Source organism: Brachybacterium sp. AOP25-B2-12 (genome assembly GCF_052378625.1).
In the GTDB taxonomy this organism is placed as follows: Bacteria; Actinomycetota; Actinomycetes; order Actinomycetales; family Dermabacteraceae; genus Brachybacterium.
Genome location: NZ_JBQSXW010000010.1, coordinates 108,545 through 131,055, shown reverse-complemented (window position 1 = coordinate 131,055; position 22,511 = coordinate 108,545). Strand labels below are relative to the sequence as shown.

The window sequence follows — 22,511 nt, the reverse complement described above, 5'->3', positions numbered from 1 at the left end:
CTAGCCGGCCTCCCCCGGCGCGATCACCGCATCCGGCACGATCAGCGGCGCCCCGCCCTCGGGATCCGGCAGGACCCGCGCCCGCACGTCGAAGAGCGTCCGCAGCAGCTCCGGGGTGACGACGTCTCGCGGCGCCCCCTGCGCCAGGACGGCGCCGTCGCGCATCGCCACCAGATGCGTCGCGTAGCGTGCGGCGAGCGTGATCTCGTGGAGCACCGCGACGACCGTGCGCCCCTCGCTCCGCAGCCGGGCCAGCAGGTCCAGCACCTCGATCTGGTGGCCGATGTCCAGGAAGGTCGTGGGTTCGTCCAACAGCAGCAGCGGGGTCTCCTGCGCCAGGGCCAGCGCGATCCAGACCCGCTGGCGCTGCCCGCCCGAGAGGGCGTCGACGGGCCGGTCGCGCAGGTCGGTGACGCGTGTGGCGGCCAGCGCCGCGTCGACCGCGGCCTCGTCCTGCGGGGACCAGGAGCGCAGCAGCGACTGGTGGGGGTAGCGGCCGCGCGCGACGAGGTCGGCGACGGTGATGCCCTCCGGGGAGAGCGGCGTCTGGGGGAGCACGCCGATCCGGCGGGCGGTCTCCTTGGTGCGCAGGGTCGCGATGTCGGTGCCGTCGAGCACCACCGTCCCGGTGCGCGGGCGCAGCAGGCGTGCCAGGGCGTGCAGCAGGGTCGACTTGCCGCAGGCGTTGGGGCCGATGATGGAGGTGAACTCGCCCTCGGGGATCGTGAGGTCGAGCGCGTCGATGACGGTGCGGTCGTCGTAGCCGACGACGAGGTCGTGCGCGGTCAGCTGGGGCACGGGATCCTCCTGGCAGGGGTGCGGTCTCGGCGTGGGGCAGGGATGGGGCTGCGGACGAGCGGGGACGCCCCGCGGCGAGCCGGCCCGCTCATGCGCGCCGCGTCCGTCGGGTCAGCAGCATGACGAGGTACAGGCCGCCGAGCGTGGTGGTGACGGCGCCGACGGGCAGGCCGATGCCCGGGACGGCGTGCTGGGCCACCAGGTCCCCGCCCAGCAGCAAGGCGGAGCCCAGCAGCGCCGCGGTCCCCCAGGGCACGCCGTCCCCGGGACCCACGATCCTCCGGGCCAGGTGGGGGGCGGCCAGGGACACGAAGGCGATGGGTCCCGCGGTGGCCGTGACCAGGGCGGTGGTGACCACGCCCAGCAGGATCAGCAGCGCGCGGGCGCGTTCGGGCTCGACCCCGAGGGCGCGCGCGGCGGGGTCGCCCAGCTCGAGCGCCCGCAGCCATCGTCCTGCCGGCGGCATCACGAGCAGCACGACCGCGAGGGCGAGCGCGGAGCCCGCCACGGCCGTCCAGGTGACGCCGTGCAGGGATCCGGCGCCCCACACGGCGGCGCGCAGCGCGAGGTCCAGATCGGCCTTGACGCTGAACCACGAGGTCAGCGAGGAGAGGAAGGCGCCCACGGCGATCCCGACGATGATGAAGCGGAAGCCGCTGACGCCCTGCCGGAATGCGAGCGCGTAGACGATCGCGGCGGCGAGGATCCCTCCGACGAGGGCGCCGCCGGCGAGCGCCGCGAAGCCGGTGCCGCCGAGCAGCAGCACGAGAACCACCCCGGTGTAGGCACCGCTGTTGAACCCGATGATGTCGGGGCTGCCCAGCGGGTTGCGGGTCAGGGACTGCATGATCGCGCCGCTGAGCCCGAGGCTGGCCCCGAGCACCACGGCGGCGGTGATCCGCGGGAGCCGCCATTCGAGGACGACGGCCCGCAGGATCCCGTCCTCCCGGCCCAGGAGCACGGCGATGACCTGCCCGGGGGTGATCGCCGCGGAGCCGAGGGTGGCGGCCCACAGCACCAGGGCGCCGATCACCGCGATCAGCACCACCCCGACGAGGAGGCTCCGCGTCCGCACCCGCGCGGACAGCCCGCCCAGGCGGACGGTGCGCGGGACCGACAGCGCGCTCACAGGCCCACCACCCGGCGCCGCCGGACCAGGGCGACGGCGACCGGTGCGCCCAGCAGCGGCAGGATGATCCCCACCTGCAGCTCCGAGGGCAGCACGATCAGCCGTCCGGCGATGTCCGCGGCCAGCAGCACCGCCGGGCCCAGCAGCAGGCTGAGCGCCAGCACCCACCGCAGATCGGCCCCGACGATCCAGCGGGCGATGTGGGGCACCATGAGCCCGAGGAAGCCGATGGGGCCGGCGGCGGCCGTGGCGGCGCCGCACAGCAGCACGACGGCCACGACCACCCCGGCTCGGACCAGGGCGATCGGCACGCCCATCGCCCGCGCGAGGTCGTCGCCGAGCGCCAGGGCGTTCAGGGCGGGGGTCGTGCACGCCCCGAGCACCAGCCCGGCGGCCACGAACGGCAGGATCGCGCCGATGGTCGCGGCGGGGCGGTCGGCCAGGGTGCCCGCGCCCCAGAAGCGCATCGCGTCGAAGGTCCGGGGGCTGACCAGGGCGATCGACTGGCTGATGCCGATGAGCACCGCACCGAGCGCCAGGCCCACCAGCGTCAGGCGCAGCGGGGTCGGGGCGTGGCGGCCCTGCGCGGCGATCGCGTACACCGCCACCGCCGCGCAGGCCGCCCCGCAGAAGGCGAAGACCAGGTAGTCGCGGATGTCGGTGATCCGCAGCAGGGCCACCGCGAGGGTCACGGCGAAGGCGGCGCCGGCGTTGACGCCCAGCAGCCCGGGATCTGCCAGGGGGTTGCGGGTCAGGCCCTGCATGAGGGTGCCGGCGACGGCCAGGGCCGCTCCGACCAGCAGGCCGATGAGCGTCCGCGGGACCCGCAGCGACCAGATCGTCGAGCGGGTGATCGACCCGCCGGGGTCGAGGAGCCCGGCGATCACCTCGCCCGGGGGCAGCATCCCCGAGCCGATCGCGATGCTGCCCACGACGGCGAGTGCCAGGGCGAGCCCCGCGCCCACCAGGGCCAGGACGCGCAACGAGCGCCGGCGGGCCCGGGCATCGGGCACGGCCCGCACGGGCCCGTCGGCCGCCGTCATGCACTGGCCCGTTCGGGCTCGGCCCGGCGAGCGCCGCGGCGCAGATGCCCCAGCGGATCGGCCGTGACGGCGGCGATGTCGGCACCGGTCTCCCGTGCGATGGCCCGCAGCAACCCGGTACGGGTCCCGTAGCCGGACCTCCGCGCCGCCGAGGTCAGGCCCCATCCGGCCTCCAGCTGCCGCGCGGCGTGGTCGAGCCGGGCGCGGGACCGCCAGAGGCTGAAGGTGGTGCCGAGCTCGGCACGGAACACCCGCTGGACCTGGCGAGGGCTCAGGCGGTGCCGCGCGGCGAGCACGTCGAGGTGGGCGTCGCAGCGCACCGCCTCCTGCGCGAGCGCGCGCACGGCGGGATGGGCGGGCAGGGCGTCGCCGAAGGGGTCGCGGGTCACGCCGCGGAGGGCATCGCCGAGGGCGGCACGGAAGGGCTCGAGCTGGCGGGGGTCGCGCGGAGCGGCCGTCAGCGCCCCGAGCACGATCTCGTGCAAGCGGGGGGACCGGCCCAGAGCGCGCACGTCGCTCGCGGGAGTGACGTCGTCGGCGAGCATCGGCCCGAAGGCCATCGAGCCCGGTGTGAGCGACAGCTCGTGCCAGACCCCGGCCCGCAGCCAGACCGAGTGCTGGGCCGGCAGCTCGACGCGCTCGTGGTGGGTGCTGAGGACCCCGCTGCCCGACAGGACGATCACCAGGTGAGGGCAGTCGTGCACGTGCATGGGGTGGCCCAGGAAGCGCTCGGCGTTCTCGGGCACGGCGGCGGCCGGCGAGTACGGGGACATCGGCCCTCCTTCTCGGGTGCTGGACGGGTGTCGCATGGGTCGAGGGCGATGTCGCACGGCGGCGGCATCGACCGGACCGGCTGAGGTTAGCCTCTCCTGACGAGCTCGCTCCACCGGACCCTCCCGGTCCCGGACGCGACGCTCCCCGGCCCCAGCCGGCCACGTCCGAGATCGGCCGCCGCCGTCCCCGCACCCACGATCACGAGGTCCTCCATGCATCAGCTCCGTCGTCGTTCCCTGGCCCTGCTGGCCGTCTCCTCGCTCGGCGCGCTGGCCGCCTGCTCCGGATCGGGCTCAGGATCGGGCTCGGACGCGAGCGACGGCGGCGGCGACAAGGGCTCTGCGACCCGCACCGTCCCGACCGGGCACGGGGACGTCACCATTCCCGCCGCGCCGAAGAAGATCGTGGTGCTGAACTACGCGCTGGTGGGCTTCCTGTTCAACCTCGGAGTCCCCGTCGCCGCAACGATCCCCGAGACCTCCGAGGGCGTCGAGGGGACGTTCTCGGAGTTCTGGGCCGAGGACGCGAACAAGGCCGGGACCACGTTCCTGCCCTGGACCGACGACGGCTTCGATCTCGAGGCGCTGCTGGGGGCCGCCCCGGACCTCATCGTCGCCGGCGGCATCGGCTTCCCGCTCATGCTCGCCGAGAAGTCCTACGAGCAGCTCTCGCAGATCGCCCCGACCGTGGTGGTGGGCAAGGAGTACACGGACTGGCGCACCCAGCTCGCCTACCTCGGAGAGAAGGTGTTCGACAAGGCCGATGAGGTCACCGCGCTCATGAAGGCCTACGACGACCGCGTCACCGAGGTCAAGGGCGCGATCACCCCGCCGCCCGGGCCGGTCGCGTACGTGTCGGTCTCGGCCGATCAGCGACCCTTCGTGCTCATCGAGTCCCAGGGGCTCCCGCTGGACCTGCAGGCCGTCGGCATCGAGCCGGCGCCGCTGTTCGCCTCGGGGTCCTACGAGCCGTACACCAAGGGCGGGGACATGTTCGAGCTGTCGACCGAGCAGGCCGCCCAGGTCCTCACCCAGCCCACCCTCCTCTTCTCGGCGTTCAACAACGCCCCTGTCGATCTCCCGGCCTTCCGCGCCGGGCAGCCCTGGGCGCAGCTGCCGGCGATCACGGGCGGGCACGCCTACGACCTGCCGTACTGGAGCCTGCGCCCGGACTACGACGAGGCGCTCGCGACGCTGGACACCGTGCGGGAGCTCTTCGCGCACTGAGTCCGGCCACGACGGGGCGGGCCACGCGGGGTCCCGCCCCTCGGACGTCGGGGAATACCGGGGGCGGGATGGGACTTGCACGGCCAGTGACCTCTGCCCCCACGCGCCCCACCCCCGCCCGGCTCGGACTGCGCGAGGAGCGCGGACCGGTGCTCTTCGCCCTCATGATGTCCACCGGCCTCATCGCGATCGACTCCACGATCCTGGCGACCGCCGTCCCCTCCGTCGTCGCCGACCTCGGCGGCTTCTCCCAGTTCCCGTGGCTGTTCTCCATCTACCTGCTGGCCCAGGCGGCCTCCGTGCCGATCTACGGCAAGCTCGCCGACATCGTGGGCCGCAAACCGGTCATGCTCGCCGGGATCGCCCTGTTCCTCCTCGGCTCGCTGCTGTGCGCGCTCGCGCCGAGCCTCGTCGTGCTCATCGTGTTCCGCGCCGTGCAGGGTCTCGGAGCGGGAGCGATCATGCCGATGTCGATGACCATCGTCGGCGACATCTACTCCGTGGCCGAGCGCGCCCGCATCCAGGGCTACATGGCCAGCGTCTGGGGCATCTCCGCCGTCGTCGGCCCGACACTCGGCGGGGTGTTCGCCCAGTTCGGCGCGTGGCGCCTCATCTTCTGGATCAACCTGCCGCTGTGCCTGCTGGCCGGCTGGTTGATCATCCGCGGGTTCCGCGAGAACCTGACCCGCACCGAGCACCGGATCGACGTGCCCGGCGCCGCGCTGCTGACCCTCGGTGCGACCCTCCTGATCCTCGGGGCGCTCGAGGGCGGGCAGGCCTGGGCCTGGGACTCGTGGCAGTCGATCACGGCCTTCGCCCTGGGCGGCGCGCTCATCGTGGCGTTCCTGCTCGTGGAGAAGCGGGCCGCCGAGCCCGTGCTGCCGCTGTGGGTGATGGGACGGCGCCTGCTGTGGACCACCAACCTCATCTCGATCGGCGTGGGCGCGACCCTCATCGGCCTGACGACGTACGTCCCCACGTACCTGCAGCGGTCGATCGGCACGGCGCCGATCGTCGCTGGCCTCGCGCTGGCGGCCCTGACCATCGGCTGGCCGATCGCCGCCGGGTTCAGCGGACGCGTGTACCTGCGCCTGGGCTTCCGCACGTGCGTGCTGATCGGCGGTGTGTTCGCCGTGCTGGGCACCGTGGCCCTCTCGCTCGCGGCACCCCACCCCTCGGTGTGGATCGTGGCCCTGACCTGCTTCGTCGTGGGCCTGGGGCTGGGCCTCATCGCCTCTCCCTCGCTCATCGCCGCCCAGGCGAGCGTGGCCTGGGGCGAGCGGGGCGTGGTCACGGGCGCCAACATGTTCGGCCGCTCGATCGGCAGCGCCCTGGGCGTCGCGGTGCTCGGCGCGATCGCCAATGCCGTGCTACGCGGACGGCCCGAGGGCGATGCGACGGCGATCGTCGAGGCCTCCGGTGCGGTGTTCTGGGCTGGGGCGGTCGCGGCCGCGGCGGTGCTGGTGGTCTCGCTCGTGATGCCGCAGGTCAGGGTGCAGGAGGAGGCGTAGTCCAGGAGGCGTAGCCCAGGAGGCGTAGCCCAGGAGGCGTAGCCCAAGTGGAGCAGACGACGCGTCGTCAGACCGAACCTGTCGGGCAGGCACCACCGACGAGAGGTCTAGCAATATGTAGCCGCGTATTGCGTCTCGCTATACTCGCGTAGACATTCGTAGAGATTCTGGAGTTCCGATGGATCCTGTCCGCAACCCGTATGCCCCCGGCGCTGGTCGACGGCCATCTGCCCTGGTGGGACGCGACGACGTCATCGACGACTGGAACATCTCCTTGCAGAGGGCCGAGCGCGGCAAGACGGACCAGCCGATGATTCTTTACGGGCTACGCGGCGTCGGGAAGACGGTCCTGCTGTCCCGCCTCCGTCGAGATGCCGAAGATCGCGATTGGCTCACGGTCCAGGTCGAAGCCGGGTCCGGGAGGGGGCTGCGCGACATGGTCGGCGAAGGCCTGTACGGGCCGTTGACGGACCTCGCGCGCCCTTCGGCGGGTGCGAGACTGCTCCGAGCACTCAAGACGGCGCTGTCGTTCAAGGCGTCGTATGACACCTCGGGCACGTGGAACTTTGGAATCGATCTGAGCGAGGCGAGCGGAGGTGCGGCGGACAGCGGCGTCCTGTTGACCGATCTGGGAAAGGTCGTCCGCGATGTCTCCCTTGCTGCCGGAGACGACGGAGTCGGTCTGGCACTGCTCATCGACGAGGCGCAAGACCTCACAGCCGAAGAGATCACCACACTCGCAGCCATCATGCAGTCCGCCGCGACCGACGACCTTCCGGTGCTCTTCGCGCTGGCCGGACTGCCGAGCTTGCCCCAGACGCTTGCCGAGGCGAAGTCCTACTCCGAGCGCTTTCGGTACAGCGTCATCGAGAAGCTCGATGAGAGCGCGGCGCACCGAGCGATCGAGGAGCCGGCTGGCGACGAAGGGGTCGAGTGGGAGGCCGAGGCGCTCGAGCACGTGATCGCCGCATCGGGACGCTACCCCTACTTCATCCAGCAGTTCGGGCAGGAGACGTGGAATGCCGCAGATGGGACGTCCATCGAGCTTCGCGATGCCCGCGTCGGCGTCGCCTCGGGACAAGGCCAGCTGGACAACGGCTTCTTCCGCGCCAGATGGGATCGGACGACGACGGCAGAGAAGCAGTACCTCCGTGCCATGTGCCCCGAAGGAGATGGTGGCGTGGGCTCCGGCGAAGTGGCCAACCGTCTGCAACGCGCGATCGGCAGTCTCGGCCCTGCACGCGCGAACCTGATCCACAAGGGACTCATCTACGCACCCGATCACGGGATCGTGGCCTTCACGGTGCCAGGGATGGCCGGATTCATCGCCCGCCAGCTCGACTGACCTCCCCACACGGCCAGACGGGCCCTCGGCTCCGCGAACCTCCGCTCCACGGCAAAGTCCCGCACACGACGACGGGCCCCGGCGATCACCGGGGCCCGTCGAGATGCGGAGACGAGAGGATTTGAACCTCCGAGGCGGTGTTTGCCGCCTACTCCCTTAGCAGGGGAGCGCATTCGGCCGCTCTGCCACGTCTCCTCGCACGCCGGGCGTGCGTCGTGCGCGGACGCACCGGGACAGCGTACCGGAGCGCGGATGGCCCGCCAAAAGGGCCGCGACCGGGATCACGCGCGCGGCGCGCGGCGGAGGATCCGCGGGGTCAGACGCCCAGGCGCTCGCGCAGGAACGCGATGTGCTTGGGGGTGCCCACGCGGTACTTGACCAGGGTCAGCACGCCCTCGGCGTCGATGGCGAAGGTCGAGCGGATCGTGCCCTCGACGAGCTTGCCGTACATGTTCTTGGTGCCCCATGCGCCGTAGGCCTCCATCGTCGCGTGGGAGGTGTCTGAGGCGAGGTCGAAGGGCAGGTGCTGCTCGGCGACGAAGCGGTCCAGCTCGGGCACCGGATCCGGGGATATCCCGAGGATCCGGTAGCCGGCATCGGCGAACACCGTGTGCTCGTCGCGCAGCCCGCAGGCCTGCGTCGTGCACAGCGAGGTGTTGGCCGCAGGGTAGAACCAGAGGATCGCGGGGGCGCCGCGGAGGTCCGCGAGCGAGAGGCGGCCTCCTCCGGCGATGGGCAGGTCGAAATCGGGCGCGGCGTCGCCGACGGCGAGCTTGACGGGGTCGGGCATGGGTCTCCTCGGTGGGGGCGCTCGGCGCCGGACATCCCGCGACGGGACCCGGCCCAGCCACTCTAGGGTGCGCGCCTCAGGACGTCGCGTCCCGAAGCCACTGCTCGAGCGTGATCGGGTCGACGACCCCGGTCCGGGGCACGAGGCCACCGCCGGCGATGGCCCTCCCGAAGTAGGGCAGGTCGAGGACGATGCGAGGGCGCAGGCCGTCGACGTCCCCGCGGACGGACATCCACCGCCGTGCGGCCTCGGCAGAGCTCATCTGCTCCGGTCCGCGGATCGAGTGGGTGCGACGCTCGCCGTCGTCGTGCTCGAGGTCCGCCGCGATGAGGTCGGCGACACTCTCGGCGGCGACGGGCGCCATGCGCATCGCCGGCAGCACCGCGACCGGGCCCAGCGTCGCCTGGCGCACCACCATCGGGATCAGCGAGAACCACTGCGCGGACAGCACGATGGTGCTGGGCGTCGCGGCCCGCCGATAGATCTCCTCCTGCGCGGCCTTGCCCCGGTAGCAGCCGTAGATCCGGTGCACCGCAGGGTCCGAGGCGCCGAAGATCCCCACGTCCAGGATCCGGCGCACGCCGGTGCTCTCCGCGGCGCGGGCCACGTTCGTGGCCACCGCCGAGAACAGGCGCACGGCCCGGCCGCCGTCGAGGGTCAGGTGGTTGAAGGCGTCGACGACGGCATCGGCTCCGGCCATGGCCTCGCGGAGGGAGCCGACGTCGAGCGCGTCGACGCCTGCGTTGCGCGCGAGCGGACGGACGTGGTGGCCCCGTTCCAGCAGGCGCTCGGAGACGAGCGCGCCCATCGTGCCGGTGGCCCCGAGCACGGCGATGTCCATGGCATCACCCTAGGCCGAGACACCCTCGTGTCGTCCGGGTCACGCGCAGACACCGGCATCGCCCGGCGACCTGATGCCACGGGTGCAGCCGTTGTACTGCGGTCGGAGCATCCCGGGCCTGTCCATGCCCTCCGGCGTCGCGGCACGGGAGAATCGTGCGCATGGGAGACCCCACCGCTCCGCTGCGCCATGTCGGCACCGGCCGTCGCACGCTCGTGATCCTGACGCGCACGACCATGACCGTGCTCGCCATCGCGGTCGTCGTCAATGCCGTCAGCACGATCGCCACGGACCGCGGGCCGCTGAGCTGGCTCGCGATCTCCTGCTCGGTCGTCGGGGCGCTCACGGTGCTGCACCGGCCGACGGTGGGGCTCGTGCTGACCGCCCTCGCAGCACCGCTGGCGTTGGCCGCCGGGGCCGTGACCACCGGATTCTGGTCCAGCGCCTGCTTCGTGGCCTTCGTGCTGACACTGCGTGGCACCTCGGGCTGGGTGTGCGGCGCCATGATCGCGGCGTCCAACGCCTTCGCCGCCGCCCTGGAGGCGGGGACGATCGACGTCAGCGTCGACGCGAGTGGCTCGATCGCGGCGTTCGCCGCCGTCGTCGCGGCGACGCTCGGCAGCGCCGCCCGCGCCAACCTCGACTACCGGCGCGCCGTCGAGGCGTACCTGCGCACGGTCGAGGCCGTCCGGGCGGACGCCGTAGACCACGGCATCACCCAGGAGCGATTGCGTATCGCCCGCGACCTCCACGACAGCATCGGGCACCACGTCGCAGTCGCGAACATGCGCCTGGGCGCCGCTGAGATGCAGCTCCTCGAGGAATCCGGCCCCGTGCTCGAGGAGATCGCCGGGGCGCGCGAGGCGCTCGCCTCCGTGCTCCAGGAGACCCAGGCGACCCTCCACCTGCTGCGGCGCGACGGCGAGCCGCTCACGGCGACCCCGGGGCATCTGGCCGTCCCCGAGCTCGTCGCACGCTTCGCCGCCGGCGGACTGCCCCTCAGCTCCCGCGTCGAGGGCCTCGACGCGCCGGTGACCCCGCGATCGAGCGCGGCGATCTATCGGATGGTCCAGGAAGGTCTCACCAACGCCCAGAAGTACGGGACCGGACAGGTCACTGTGACCGTGGAGCGTATCGACGACGAGGTCCGCGTCCAGGTCGCCAACGTCCGCGCCCGGGGCGCCGCGACCGATGCGGTCGGCGGCCACGGGCTGATCGGCCTGCGCGAGCGCGCGGAGTCCGTGGGCGGTCGTCTCGAGGTGCGCTCGGACGACACCCTGTTCTGGATCACCGCCGACATCCCCCTCACCGAGAGGACCGCCTGATGATCACCGTGATGCTGGTCGACGACCAGGAGCTGCTGCGCGCAGGTCTACGCACGATCGTCGACGCCCACCCCGAGCTCGAGGTGGTCGCCGAGGCAGCCGGCGGGATCGCGGCCCTGGAGACCCTTGAGTGCCTCGCTGTGGACGTCGTGCTCCTGGACCTGGACATGCCCGGGATCGACGGTGTCGAGACGACCCGGCGGATCCGGGACCGCTGGGGCACGCCGTCGCCACGGATCGTCGTGCTCACCACGTTCGACGCCTCCGACAACGTTCTGGCCGCGCTCCGGGCGGGCGCCGATGGATTCCTGGGCAAGGGCATCGGTCCCCGAGAGCTCACCGCCGCGGTCGTGGACGGCGCCCGCGGCGGTGAGCTCTCGGCTCGCGCCATCGACGCCCTCGTGGGGCACGCCGTGGCCAGTCCCGTGGCGCCGGCCGTCGACCCCGCCGTGCGGGAGCTGTTCGCGGGGCTCCCGCCCCGGGAGATGGAGATCGTGGCGCTCGCGGCTGCCGGTCTCGACAACGCGGAGATCGGCCGCCAGGTCTACATCTCGCCGTACACCGCCAAGACCCACGTCAACCGGGCGATGTCCAAGGTGGGGGCCCGGGACCGAGCCCACCTGGTCGCCCTGGCCTTCCAGGCGGGCATCCGCTGATGGCACCGCGCGCCACGGGCGGGAGCCGGCAGCGGCTCCGGGCCGTGCCAGCCGTCGCGCGCGTGCTCGGCGTCTCGTGGATCGCACGGTTCCTCGACGCGGGGCGCCGGCACGTCTACCTCTCGATGGCCGCGATCCCGGGCAATGTGGCCACCGCGGGGTGGAAGCTGTCGCTGTTCGTCATCGAGCCCTCCGTCTTCGTGCTGGCCAATGCCGCGTTCTCCCTCGGGATCGCGAGCTCGAAGGCCCTCGTGCTGCTCGCCGACCGCCGTGCGCACCGCGGCGCCCCCGGGGCCGTGCGGACGGCGTACCGGGCCGCGAGCGCTATTCTGCTGGGCCTCGCCGTGGTCTACGGCCTGAGCTGCCTGCCGCTCCTCCTGGGTGTCGACCGCACCGCGGACTACGGTCACGACGTGGCGATCGCCATCGCCTCGGTGAGCTTCGCCGAGCTCACGGCGGCGGTGGTCGGTCTGGTCTCCTCGCGTCGCCGTCGCGACCTGCTCATGGAGCTGAACATGCTGTGCAACGTCTCGGCCGGCCTGGTGCTGCTGGTGCTCACCCAGACGGCCTTGCTGTCGATGAGCGGAGACGGCGACCACAGAACCTACAACGGCCTGTGCGGGACGATCATGGTGGTGATCATCGCCGGGATCGGCACCGTCATGCTGCTGCGCACGCACGAGGGCCCAGGATCCTCCTGATCCCGGGCCCTCGTGATGCTGCGTGCGATCAGCGACATGCCTGCGCGAGGACCTCGGGGAGGCTGCACATCGCGCCGGCCTGGGTGGTCTGCGCGACGACGGCGACCAGCACCGTGGTCATCAGCGCCGTCCCGATCGCGCCGAGGACGATGCCCCAGGTGGCGAAGCCGTTGCGGTGGCCGGCACGCGTGGACGCCGACAGGGCCAGGATGCTCATCACGAACCCGATGGGCGACAGCGCCCCGAGCATCGACAGCACGAAGCCTGCGATGCCGAGTCCGCGCCCGGGGTGCCCGGCGGCCGTGCGGCTCTCCGCCGCCCTCGCGCCGGTGGGTCCGGCTCCGACGCGGGTCGTGGCGTCCGTGCCCCCGGTGGGGGCGATCGCGGTGCTGTGCTCGGTCATGACGTCTCCTGTCGGATCGGGCGGCCGACCGGGATGCCGGCCGCCCTGGGATGTGCTTCCAGCCTTCTGCCACGACGCCTGTGGGGCGTTTCCCCGGGGGACCGGATTCCGTACGCCGTGCGGACCACCTCGACGTCCCGCAGAGACGACGCCGCAGGCTTCAGACGGTGGGCAGGAGCCTCAGGGCCTGCTGCGCGGCGTCATCGATGCGGTCCCGCTCCTGTGCGATCCGCGGGGTCACACGTCGCTCCCGGCGCCGTGCGACCGGTCGGTGCACAACCACGGCGAGCGCCCAGAGGATGAGGCCGATCACGCCGAGCACGGCGCTGAGCGGCACGAGGTCCGCGTTGATCGCGAAGATCGAACCGGCCAACGGCACGCAGCCCAGCACGAACACCACGGCGCTCAGCAGCCACGGCACGCTCCGCAGGGAACGTCGCAGGCGGCCGATCGTCGCCAGCGACTCCTCGGCGCGGGCTTGGAGCTGATCGACGACAGGTCCGTTGTCGAGGTGCCGGTCCCGGCGCAACCGCAGCACGGTCCATCCCGGCCGCCTGCCACCGTGCCCGCCGGGCACCTCCGACCAGCGGAATCGTGCGAAGGTGTCGCGCACCAGCGGCGCATCGTCGTTCTGCACGGTGAGCGTCCTGTAGTCATAGGAGACCCCCGGGCCGGCGGGACCACCCCCAGCCATGCTCCGCGCCTGGTCGTCGTGCATCGTGTCGTCCATGACCGGTCCTTCCCATCCTCGACTGTGCGTCCGCGACCCTCGTGGTGCGGGCGGGCCGGGGGCACGGCGCCCCCGCTCCCCCAGCCTCGATCCGCGCGCCTCTCGGGAGATCGTCCTCCCGCACCGTCTCGCGTACGCCAGGTGCAGTAGGGGCTCAGCGGCGCGAAGCCGGCCGCGGGTGCAGCGACGTCCAACTCATGCGCAGCCCGATCACGAGCATGGCGACGAACACCGGCGTGAGCTCCAGGACCTGCGCACTCAGGACGGCCGTGCCGACGATCGCTCCCGCGACCGGCAGGGCGGCGGAGGTGCGACCGCGCCCCGCCGGAGCCGGGGACGCCAAGGTCGACACCGCACCGGAGGTTCCGCTGGCGCCGGAGGGCCCGGCGAACATCGACGCAGGACTCCCGGCAACACCGTCAGGCGCCGAGCGTGCGAGGCCTTGCGTCACCCGCCCGATCTTCTGGCGGATGAGCTCGGTGATGTCCTCGATCCCGAATTCCGCGGTGGCCATCTGCCGGACCTCGACGAGGGAGAACTCGACGAAGTCCAGACGGGGATGGAGCACGCGCACGATCTCCTGGCACTGGGCGACGGTCTTCAGGGCCAGGGTGAATGCCCCGTCCAGGCGCATCCCGTGGCGCTGGAGCAGCTCGAGCAGCGCGCCGATCAGCGGGTCGAAGCTCGCCGCGAGGGCATAGGTCACGTGCTGGGCGACCAGGTCCTCGAGGTCCCCGACGAGCGCCCGGTGGTCGATCGTGCCCGGCCACTCCCGGGTCGTCAGGCGCACGATCACCTCGGCGAGCTCCTCCGCGTCGGCTGCTCTGAAGGCGACCAGGAGGCGCATGAGGTCGAGGCGACGTGAGCGGTCGAGCCGCCCCACCAGCCCGAGGTCCAGGAGCACCAGGCGCCCGGAGCCCTCCTCCAGGATCACATTGCCCGGCTGCAGGTCCCCGTGGAAGAAGCCGTGGATGAAGATCTGGGCGAGCAGCGCCCGCACGAACTCCTCCCCCGAGGCCCGGGCCTCCTCCTCGGTCAGCGTGGCGCGGGCGGCCGCGGAGACCTTGCGTCCCATCACGAACTCCATGGTCAGGACGCGCGACGAGCTGAGCTCCCGGTGCACGGCCGGGACGCGGATGCCGCGCTCCTCCCCGAGCTCGGCGGCCATGCGCTGGGCGTGGTACGCCTCGTTGCGGTAGTCGAGCTCCTCGACCACACCCTCGGCGAAGGCATCGAGGATGTCGGCCGCCCCCAGGTCGCGGATCGTCCGGCTCACCCGGGAGAGGACGTCGACGGCATCCTGGAGCACCCCGAGATCCGCCTTGACGCTCGCGACGATCTCCGGCCGCTGCACCTTGACCGCGACGACCGTGCCGTCGTGGAGCACGGCGCGGTGCACCTGGGCGGTGGACGCCGCGGCGAGCGCGAAACGGTCGAACTCGGCGAAGAGCTCGGGGACCGGACGCCCCAGGTCACGCTCCAGGACCTGCGCCGCGAGCTCGTACGGGACGGGCGGCACATCGTTCTGCAGCTGCGCGAGCTCCTCGGCCCACGCCGCGGGGAGGGCCTGCGCGCGCGAGGACGCCATCTGGCCGAACTTCACGTAGGCGGGCCCCAGCTCCTGGAGCATCACTCGGATCGTGGCGGGCGTCGGGGAGCCGTCGAGCGGGTTGCCGCCGCCGATCAGGACCCTGCTCATCACCTCACGGACCCGACCGATGGGCGTGCCCGCGCACACGATCTCCAGGACGTAGCCGATCACGATCCCGATCACCTCGGGCTGGCGCAGCCGCTCCGAGACCCAGCTGCGTCGTCCCGTCGAGACCCGGTCGAGGAAGCGCCACAGGGAGCGGTTGGCGCGCGGGAGGTGCGGCCGGGGACGGTTCACGCCCAGCAGCGTCAGCAGAGTCGGGCTGACCACCTCGAAGAGCACGGTGGCCAGCGGGATCCCCCACCACGCCTCGGGTCCCATCGGCAATCGCAGGGGCGTGACCACGAGGATCACACTGAACAGCACCATGTCCAGCAACACGGCGAACACGCCGAAGGAGCGCAGCATGATGCTGCCGAAGACCACGTGCAGCAGCGGCCGCACGAGCAGATGGGCCAGCGTCAGGAGCACACTGAACAGCAGCACCGCCCAGACCAGCGACAGCGCCTGACCGAAGCGCGCTGCGAACCCGGAGACCTGCGCTGTGTCCGGCGGGATGACCGTCGCCACCGCGAGCAGGACCAGCACGAGGGAGACGGCGTTGACGACGGCCACGCACACGACGCGGCGCATCAGCGGACTCCGTCATCGGAGGTCGGGAGGTTCTGACAGTGCGATCGCGGCATGGTGGGGGGCGTGGCGGCGGGCACGAGAGGTCCTTCGGGGTCGCAGGGATCGCCGGCGTACGCCGAACGCCTCCATCGTCGGAGTGCTCCGTGCAGGCGAGGTCATCCCCCGGGACCGCCTCGACTCGTCGATTCGCAGTACGGCGAGCGCTCCGTGCGGACCGGCCCACGGCGGTGCCCCCTGCCGCCGTGTACGGTCCGGGTATGACGCCCGATCGACGCATCGACCGTCCCGGTGCCGTCCTGGCCGTCAGCGACCCCGGCGGCACCGGCGACCCGGTGGTCCTGACCCACGGGGCAGGGCTCGACCGCACGACCTTCGATGCGCAGGCCGATGCGCTGACGGATGCAGGCTTTCGGGTCCTGGCCTGGGATCTCCGCGGCCACGGGCGATCCACGCTCGCCGAGGGGACCCGCGTCGAGGCGGCGGATCTGCTCGCGGACCTCGATGCCCTGCTGCGCGCGTGCGAGGTCCGGGCACCGGTGCTCGTGGGCCATTCGCTCGGCGGGAACCTCGCGCAGGCCTTAGCGCGGGCGCGCCCCGACCGGGTCCGCGGGGTGTGCGTCGTCGATGCGGGCTGGAACACCGGCCCGCTGACCCGGACCGAACGCCTCGGCCTGCGCCTGGCGGCGCCCATGCTCTCGCTGATCCCGGCGCGATCCCTCCCTCGCCTCCTGGCCCGCGCCTCGGCGACCACGCCCGCGGCCGTGGACCGCGCGGAGGCGGTGTTCGCCCGCATGCCCAAGGCCCGGTTCCTGGAGGTCTGGCGCGCGGTCGCGTCCTTCATCGAACCCGACCCGGGCGCCCGCTCCCCCGTGCCGCTGGCCCTCGTACGGGGCGCCGAGGACCGGACGGGCACCATCGCCACGGCGATGCCACGGTGGGCCCGCGCCGAAGGGATCGCGGAGCACGTCATCGAGGGCGCCGGGCACATCGTGACCTGGGATGCGCCGGAGAGGTCGACACATGCCCTGCTGGAGATCTTCGACGGCTGGGGCCTCGCGGGAGCCGGGACGCGACCGGCCTGACGGCGCGCCCCGCGTCCTGGCGGTCTGCCTCAGGACCCGACGCCACCGGGCGGGATCCGCCCGCCGACGACCGACGCCGCGCTCATGCGAGCCCCGGCACCGAGCGGAGAATCGGCATCAGATGCGGGCCCACCGCGGTCCAGGTCCACCACGTGCACCCGCCCAGCACCAGCACGTAGCTGCCCACCCACAGCCACGACGGCACCCCCGTCAGGGACGCCAGCTGCGCCGGATCGTCCCCGCGACCGCCGCCGGTCGCAACCGCGCCCAGGTGCCGCCAGGCCCCGAGCAGCAGCAACAGCCCCGCCCCCAGGGCGAGCGCCGCCGAGCCCACGGGACCGCCGGCCCACCAGACGGCGCCGACCACGACCGCGCTGCCGAGCACTGCCGCCAGCGTATGGGCCGAGCGCACGAACACGAGCGAGACGACGAGCACCAGCAGCGCCGCCGCCAGGGCCGCCCCGGCCCAGCCGCCGAAGGCGATCTGGACGAGCAGCGCACCGACCACTGCGGGGGCGGGGTACCCGGCCCAGGCGGAGGCGATGCGACCCGGCCCGCGGGGACGCCCCACGGTCACGGCATGCCCGGACATGTCGCCGTTGACGACGAACCCGGTGAAGCGGCGCCCGGCCAGGACACCCACGAGGGCGTGCCCGAGCTCGTGGACGATGGTCACGGCCAGGCGCGCGTACCGCCACAGGATCGGGACGACGACGACCGCGAGCGCGGCGAGGACCGCCAGCAGGATCCAGCCGCTCCCGGGATCGGCGGCCGTCGGTGCCACGCGGCGCGCGATCGCATCGATGACGCTGCTCAGGTCGAGGTCCATGGCCTCATGGTCGCAGGTGGCGCTGGGCGCGTCCCGGCGCTGCCGCGTGCGGCCTCAGACGGTGCGCGCGACCTCTCCGGCAAAGGCTGCGACCCGCTCGCGGAGCTCCTCGATCTGCCGGTCGACCCAGAACTGCTTCTCGGCCTCGTCGGCGCCGCTGACCTCGGTGATCGATGGAGGCCGGCGCACGTTGCGCGAGCAGCGGAAGTCGGCGCAGACGGCGGTGCCGATCGTGTCGCCCTTGCGTCCGGCGGCACCCCCGCGGCGCGCGACGTACAGCACGGCGGGGTCGGAGATCGTGACGTCCTGGCACCAGGCGCACATCATCTTGCGGCGCTGCGGGGAGGGCGGCTGGGTGCGCAGCATCATGCCGACGGGCCTCCCGTCGACCTCGGCGACGACGTAGGAGAGCTGGTCGCGCTTGGCGTCGTGCCAGCCGAGGTACTCGATGCCGTCCCAGGCGACCGCCTCGAGATCAGGCAGCACCGCCTGACGCACCTCGCGCACGGTGGTGTTGACGAACGCGTCGCGGATCTGCCCCTCGGTGAGGACCTGCATGATGTGCTCCCTTCGTGAGCGGCGGCGAGCCTACGCCCGCGCCGCCGGCCGCGGCCAGGCCTTTTCCGGGCCGCACGGCGCCGCACCACGACGAGTCGGCACCGCGCGCGGATCGCGCGCTCGCCCCGGGTGCGGCCGCACACCGCCACACACCGACACCCGCGCACTTCCCAGGAACTGGTGACCAGCCATACAGGCGCGACCCGGGCGAACAGGACTAGCGTAGACAGCGACAACCGACGACACGGCGGGATCATCGCGGAGCCCGGGTCGGCAGGGGATCCTGCCGCCTCCACCGGGTTCGGCCTTCCGCCCGAGGAGGAGAACCTCATGGGTTACGCAACCGTCAATCCCTACACCAACGAGACCGTCAAGACCTTCGAGACCGCGTCGAGCGATCAGGTCGAGGCCGCGATCGCCAAGGCCGACGCCGCTTTCCACGCCTGGAAGGGCTTCGACGGCGCCGCCCGCGCCGTCGTCCTGCAGAAGGCCGCGGATCTGCTCCGTGCCGACCACCGCGCCTACGCGGAGATCCTCACCCTGGAGATGGGCAAGCTCATCGGTGAGGCCGAGGCGGAGGTCGAGCTGTCGGCCAAGATGCTCGAGTACTACGCCAAGCACGGCGCCGCGCAGCTCGCGCCCCGCTACCTCCCCGCCGAGGGCTACGGCGACCAGGACGTCGCGCTCGTCAACGATGCGCTGGGCGTGCTGTACGCGGTCGAGCCGTGGAACTTCCCGTACTACCAGGTCATCCGCATCACGGCCCCGCAGATCACCGCGGGCAACGCGATCGTCCTCAAGCACGCGGGCAACGTCCCCCAGGCCGCCCTCGCGATGGAGAAGCTCATCGCCGAGGCCGGCGCCCCCGAGGGTCTGCTGACCAACCTCTTCGCCTCGCACGAGACCACCGAGCAGGTCCTCGCGGACAAGCGCGTCCGCGGCGTCGCGCTCACCGGTTCCGAGCGCGCCGGCGCGGCGATCGCCGCCACCGCCGCCAAGAACCTCAAGAAGTCGACCCTCGAGCTGGGCGGCGCCGACGCGTTCCTGGTCCTCGAGGACGCCGACATCGACAAGGCCGTCGAGTGGGCCGCATTCGGCCGCCACTGGAACGCCGGCCAGGTGTGCGTGTCCTCCAAGCGCCTGATCGTCGTCGACGCGGTCTACGACGAGTTCGAGGCCAAGTACATCGAGAAGGTCGCGGCCCTGAAGGCCGGGGACCCGCTCGACGAGTCCACGACGCTGGCCCCGCTGTCCTCGCAGAAGGCGGCCGATGACCTCGCCGCACAGGTCGAGGAGGCCCGCTCCGAGGGCGTCACCGTCCGCGAGATCGGCGCCGAGGTCCCCAGCGAGGGCGCGTTCTTCCGCCCGACGCTGCTGACCGACATCCCGCTGGGCGGCAAGGCCTCCCAGACCGAGTTCTTCGGCCCCGTCACCCAGCTCTACCGGGCCAAGGACGAGGACCACGCGGTCGAGATCGCCAACGACTCGCCCTTCGGCCTCGGCGGCTCGGTGTTCTCCGAGGACATCCGTCGCGCCCAGGAGCTCTCGCGCCGCCTCGACACCGGCATGGTGTTCATCAACCAGCCCACCGGCGTCAAGGCCGACATCCCCTTCGGCGGCGTCAAGAACTCCGGCTACGGCCACGAGCTCATCGACCTCGGCCTCAAGGAGTTTGTGAACCAGAAGGTCGTCGTCATCTCCGACATCGACGGCTCGTTCTGATCCGTCCCGCTCGGGTCGGGGCTCGTCCCTGACCGGGTGATCCACGGGAGCCCGTCGCGCGCTGCGTGGCGGGCTCCCGTGCGTCCGGGGGTGCGGGGTGAGAGGCGCCGCGAACCTCCAGGGGCGATGGGCGTCCGTCGGGATCGGGCCGTCGGGCCCGGGGCCCGCTCCGTGAACCCCGAGGTCACGCCCAGGCGAGGGCCAGGGACACGGTCCTACAGTGGAGGAAAGGCTCGCTTGGGGCCGATCCTGGCAGCAGTGATGAGCTCCCGAGCGGCAGATCTCACGAAAGGATGACCATGAGCAACCTCGAGTTCGGCGACATCGTCCTGGGCGGCAACATCTTCGGCTGGACGGCCGACAAGGACCAGAGCTTCACCCTCCTGGACGCCTTCCTCGACGCGGGCGGCAGGTCCGTGGACACCGCCGACGTGTACTCGGCATGGATCGACGGCAACTCCGGCGGCGAGTCCGAGACGATCATCGGCGAGTGGTTCGCCTCCCGAGGCAACCGCGACAAGGTGGTCCTGGCCACCAAGGTGTTCCAGCACCCGCAGCGCCCGGGACTGCGCCCGGAGAACATCCGGGCCGCCCTCGACGATTCGCTGCGCCGCCTGCAGACCGACCACGTCGACCTCTACTACGCCCACCGCGATGATCCGGACGTGCCCCAGGAGGAGTACCTCGGGGCCTTCGACGAGCTGGTCCGGGCCGGGAAGGTCCGCGAGATCGGCGCGACCACCTTCACCGCCGACCGCCTCCGCTCGGCCACCCGCATCGCGCAGGAGCAGGGCCTGACGCCGGTCACGGTGTCCCAGGACCACTACAACCTCGTCGAGCGCGGCATCGAGAAGGACGTGCTGCCGGCCGTCGAGGAGCTGGGCCTGGTGGAGCTTCCGTACTGGTCGCTCGCCTCCGGCTTCCTCACCGGCAAGTACCGCCCGGGCCTGAAGGTCGACTCCCAGCGCGCCGGGCAGGCCGGCGCCTACCTCGAGGACGAGCGCACCGTGCACCTGCTGTCGGTCCTCGACGACGTCGCCGCAGCGCACGGCGTGGGGGTCACCGCCGTGTCCCTCGCGTGGCTGCGCTCGCGCCCGGCCGTCGCCGCACCGATCGCCTCGGGCCGCACCGTCGAGCAGCTCGGCGGCCTCTTCGAGTCCATCGGCCTGCAGCTGACCGCCCAGGAGACGACGGCGCTCGACGAGGCATCGGCCCACCGGATCGTGCCCGCGGGGGCCTGATCCCGGCATCGGCCGGCCCTCGCGAGGACCGACGACGGCGCCCCCACCGAACCGGTGGGGGCGCCGTCGTCATGCGCGGAGGAAGCGGGATTCGAACCCGCGGTGCAGGGTCGCTGCACAGTGGTTTTCAAGACCACCACATTCGGCCGCTCTGTCATCCCTCCTGGGTGCCCGCACCGGTCGATGTCGTGGGATCGCTCCTGCGGGAGCGGTCCGACATCGTCCCCGTCGACCCCAGCCGAGCCGTGGCGGGGTCGCGAGCACCGTCGTCAAGGGTATCCCGGTGGGGCGAGAGGCGAGGGCAGCCAGATCCAGCCCTCGCGGTCGGACGCCAGGTCGATGCCGACGAAGATCATGGCGCCACCGTATCGGCGCCGGCACGGGCGGGTGCACGTCCCGGTCCGCTCCGGACCTGGACACCCCCTGGACGGCGGGCGACACTGCAGCCATGGAGTTCACGCCCGAGACCGCCAATTCCGCCGCGCAGCTCGTCGCGGTGCTCCTGGTCGCGACGATGCTGGATCCGTGGGCCAAGGACTCGGTCCGATCCGGCCCACGCGGGATCTCGCGGTGGCGGGCGACGGCGGCGATGCTGTCCTACGTCGCCAAGGTGCTCGCGATCCTCGTGCTGCTGTTCGACGTGCAGCTGCTGCTCTTCGACCGCACCTGGACCGGCGCCTCGGCTCGGGCGCTCGCGCTGGGGAACTACGCGGCCGTCGTCGCCGCTGGTTTCACCATCCTGATGTCGGTGCTGACCCATATCGGCGCGCTCGGCGGCGGCGAGCGCGACGACACCGGAGGAGACGCACCTCCGGCGTCCGAGCCACCGAGGGATGCCGACTCGGCGACGCACGGCCGTCCGTACGGGAACTCATCACCGGCGCGGGGGCGCGGGCCTGATCCGGAACCGGCTTCGGGAGTGCAGGGCCTCACGACGGAGGACATCCTGGGCGTGGCCCCGGAGACAACCCCGGGCGAGGATCGACGAGTGGCCGTGGAACCGGTTCCGGACCACTTCGGGCACGACTCGGTGCCGACGCCGAGTGCCGAATCAGGCGCGGACTCGGCGGACCGGCCCGATCGCGAGGTCGAGCCTCGGGCCGGTCGAGACTGAGCCCCACCGACAGGACGTCCTCACTCAGGAGCGCCGCATGACGGCCGTGCTGAACGAAGACGTCCCGTCACCTCCCGAAGGCGCGGCTGACTCGCTCCGTGACCCGTCCCGCCGAGCCCGCACCGAGCCGTTCCCCACCGTCGCAGGGCCCAGGCCGGGTCCAACCGCGATCGAGGCCGAGGATGCCGCCGTGGCCTGCGCCGGACCTGGTTCAGGGCCGAGGAGGGAGCCCTCTTGAGCCCGATCCACGGAACACGGGACGTCCTCACTCAGCACGGCCATATACGGACCTTGCTGAGTGAGGACGTCCCGTCACCGCCCGAAACCGGCGCACCCCGGGTCACTGAAGACACCCCAGAACATGCAGGTCACCTCGCGCCACGCCGAACCGAGCCACGCCCGGCCGACT

General features: G+C 72.3%; 21 protein-coding genes and 2 tRNA genes. 10 read left to right on the top strand and 13 right to left on the bottom strand.

Translation table 11 applies throughout. The features are described 5' to 3' along the window. The 4 genes from ACT3TZ_RS09340 to ACT3TZ_RS09325 all read right to left on the bottom strand — a co-directional run bounded on the left by ACT3TZ_RS09340 (position 1) and on the right by ACT3TZ_RS09325 (position 3,743). A complete protein-coding gene (locus tag ACT3TZ_RS09340; RefSeq protein WP_444583135.1) occupies positions 1–798 on the bottom strand; it encodes an ABC transporter ATP-binding protein in 798 nt (265 codons plus the stop codon). A gap of 88 nt (positions 799–886) precedes the next feature. Then, on the bottom strand, positions 887–1,927 hold the full coding sequence (locus tag ACT3TZ_RS09335) for a FecCD family ABC transporter permease (protein ID WP_444583134.1): 1,041 nt from the start codon (positions 1,925–1,927) through the stop codon (positions 887–889). After that, a complete protein-coding gene (locus tag ACT3TZ_RS09330) occupies positions 1,924–2,970 on the bottom strand; it encodes a FecCD family ABC transporter permease (protein WP_444583133.1) in 1,047 nt (348 codons plus the stop codon). Before ACT3TZ_RS09330 ends, ACT3TZ_RS09335 begins: the two co-directional genes overlap by 4 nt. Continuing rightward, entirely contained in the window at positions 2,967–3,743 is a 777-nt protein-coding gene (locus ACT3TZ_RS09325; protein ID WP_444583132.1) for a helix-turn-helix domain-containing protein, read from the bottom strand. Before ACT3TZ_RS09325 ends, ACT3TZ_RS09330 begins: the two co-directional genes overlap by 4 nt. A 213-nt stretch (positions 3,744–3,956) precedes the next feature. Here ACT3TZ_RS09325 and ACT3TZ_RS09320 point away from each other — a divergent pair, with 213 nt between their 5' ends. The 3 genes from ACT3TZ_RS09320 (at position 3,957) to ACT3TZ_RS09310 (ending at position 7,826) form a co-directional block, all read left to right on the top strand. Continuing rightward, positions 3,957–4,970 (top strand): ABC transporter substrate-binding protein, encoded by a 1,014-nt coding sequence (locus tag ACT3TZ_RS09320; RefSeq protein ID WP_444583131.1) that lies wholly within the window; start codon positions 3,957–3,959, stop codon positions 4,968–4,970. 164 nt (positions 4,971–5,134) lie between these two features. Beyond that, entirely contained in the window at positions 5,135–6,481 is a 1,347-nt protein-coding gene (locus ACT3TZ_RS09315) for an MDR family MFS transporter (RefSeq protein WP_444583138.1), read from the top strand. A gap of 178 nt (positions 6,482–6,659) precedes the next feature. Next, on the top strand, positions 6,660–7,826 hold the full coding sequence (locus ACT3TZ_RS09310; protein WP_444583130.1) for an ATP-binding protein: 1,167 nt from the start codon (positions 6,660–6,662) through the stop codon (positions 7,824–7,826). Positions 7,827–7,932: 106 nt separating this feature from the next. Here ACT3TZ_RS09310 and ACT3TZ_RS09305 read toward each other — a convergent pair. From ACT3TZ_RS09305 to ACT3TZ_RS09295, 3 genes are all read right to left on the bottom strand, one after another. Beyond that, positions 7,933–8,021, bottom strand: a tRNA-Ser gene (locus tag ACT3TZ_RS09305). A 121-nt stretch (positions 8,022–8,142) separates the two neighbouring features. Further along, entirely contained in the window at positions 8,143–8,616 is a 474-nt protein-coding gene (locus ACT3TZ_RS09300) for a peroxiredoxin (protein ID WP_444583129.1), read from the bottom strand. Between the two features lie 76 nt (positions 8,617–8,692). Further along, entirely contained in the window at positions 8,693–9,457 is a 765-nt protein-coding gene (locus ACT3TZ_RS09295) for an SDR family oxidoreductase (RefSeq protein ID WP_444583128.1), read from the bottom strand. A 161-nt stretch (positions 9,458–9,618) separates the two neighbouring features. Here ACT3TZ_RS09295 and ACT3TZ_RS09290 point away from each other — a divergent pair, with 161 nt between their 5' ends. Genes ACT3TZ_RS09290 through ACT3TZ_RS09280 form a run of 3 tightly spaced genes read left to right on the top strand, consistent with a single transcriptional unit; the run spans position 9,619 to position 12,139 of the window. Beyond that, the gene (locus ACT3TZ_RS09290; RefSeq protein WP_444583127.1) at positions 9,619–10,782 is read left to right on the top strand and encodes a sensor histidine kinase; all 1,164 of its coding nucleotides are present in this window, start codon (positions 9,619–9,621) and stop codon (positions 10,780–10,782) included. Continuing rightward, positions 10,782–11,438 (top strand): response regulator, encoded by a 657-nt coding sequence (locus ACT3TZ_RS09285; RefSeq protein WP_444583126.1) that lies wholly within the window; start codon positions 10,782–10,784, stop codon positions 11,436–11,438. The genes ACT3TZ_RS09290 and ACT3TZ_RS09285 overlap by 1 nt, the downstream gene beginning before the upstream one ends. Before the next feature lie 44 nt (positions 11,439–11,482). Next, positions 11,483–12,139 carry a hypothetical protein gene (locus tag ACT3TZ_RS09280; protein ID WP_444583125.1) on the top strand — a complete coding sequence of 219 codons (657 nt, stop codon included), beginning with the start codon at positions 11,483–11,485 and terminating at the stop codon, positions 12,137–12,139. Positions 12,140–12,167: 28 nt separating this feature from the next. Here ACT3TZ_RS09280 and ACT3TZ_RS09275 read toward each other — a convergent pair whose 3' ends face one another. The 3 genes from ACT3TZ_RS09275 to ACT3TZ_RS09265 form a co-directional block, all read right to left on the bottom strand. After that, positions 12,168–12,542, bottom strand: a complete 375-nt coding sequence (locus ACT3TZ_RS09275; RefSeq protein WP_444583124.1) for a hypothetical protein — start codon at positions 12,540–12,542, stop codon at positions 12,168–12,170. A 160-nt stretch (positions 12,543–12,702) separates the two neighbouring features. Beyond that, on the bottom strand, positions 12,703–13,272 hold the full coding sequence (locus ACT3TZ_RS09270; RefSeq protein ID WP_444583123.1) for a hypothetical protein: 570 nt from the start codon (positions 13,270–13,272) through the stop codon (positions 12,703–12,705). 154 nt (positions 13,273–13,426) lie between these two features. Next, on the bottom strand, positions 13,427–15,556 hold the full coding sequence (locus ACT3TZ_RS09265; RefSeq protein ID WP_444583122.1) for an ABC1 kinase family protein: 2,130 nt from the start codon (positions 15,554–15,556) through the stop codon (positions 13,427–13,429). Between the two features lie 257 nt (positions 15,557–15,813). Between ACT3TZ_RS09265 and ACT3TZ_RS09260 the strand changes: the two genes are divergently transcribed. Beyond that, positions 15,814–16,638, top strand: coding sequence for an alpha/beta fold hydrolase (locus ACT3TZ_RS09260; RefSeq protein ID WP_444583121.1), 825 nt, complete (start codon positions 15,814–15,816; stop codon positions 16,636–16,638). Positions 16,639–16,720: 82 nt separating this feature from the next. Here the strand turns inward: ACT3TZ_RS09260 and ACT3TZ_RS09255 are convergent, their stop codons facing one another. Together ACT3TZ_RS09255 and ACT3TZ_RS09250 are read right to left on the bottom strand one after the other, a co-directional pair. Beyond that, positions 16,721–17,467, bottom strand: coding sequence for a M50 family metallopeptidase (locus ACT3TZ_RS09255; protein WP_444583120.1), 747 nt, complete (start codon positions 17,465–17,467; stop codon positions 16,721–16,723). 54 nt (positions 17,468–17,521) lie between these two features. After that, entirely contained in the window at positions 17,522–18,025 is a 504-nt protein-coding gene (locus tag ACT3TZ_RS09250) for an FBP domain-containing protein (RefSeq protein WP_444583119.1), read from the bottom strand. 330 nt (positions 18,026–18,355) lie between these two features. Here ACT3TZ_RS09250 and ACT3TZ_RS09245 point away from each other — a divergent pair, with 330 nt between their 5' ends. After that, positions 18,356–19,747: an NAD-dependent succinate-semialdehyde dehydrogenase gene (locus tag ACT3TZ_RS09245; RefSeq protein ID WP_444583118.1), complete on the top strand. Its 1,392-nt coding sequence runs from the start codon at positions 18,356–18,358 to the stop codon at positions 19,745–19,747. A 299-nt stretch (positions 19,748–20,046) separates the two neighbouring features. Next, positions 20,047–20,988 (top strand): aldo/keto reductase, encoded by a 942-nt coding sequence (locus ACT3TZ_RS09240; protein WP_444583117.1) that lies wholly within the window; start codon positions 20,047–20,049, stop codon positions 20,986–20,988. Positions 20,989–21,064: 76 nt separating this feature from the next. On the opposite strand, the gene ACT3TZ_RS09235 is transcribed toward ACT3TZ_RS09240, so the two are convergent. Then, a tRNA-Ser gene (locus ACT3TZ_RS09235) sits at positions 21,065–21,152 on the bottom strand. Positions 21,153–21,436: 284 nt separating this feature from the next. Between ACT3TZ_RS09235 and ACT3TZ_RS09230 the strand changes: the two genes are divergently transcribed. Beyond that, positions 21,437–22,102: a hypothetical protein gene (locus ACT3TZ_RS09230; protein ID WP_444583116.1), complete on the top strand. Its 666-nt coding sequence runs from the start codon at positions 21,437–21,439 to the stop codon at positions 22,100–22,102. Positions 22,103–22,511 lie beyond the last annotated feature (409 nt).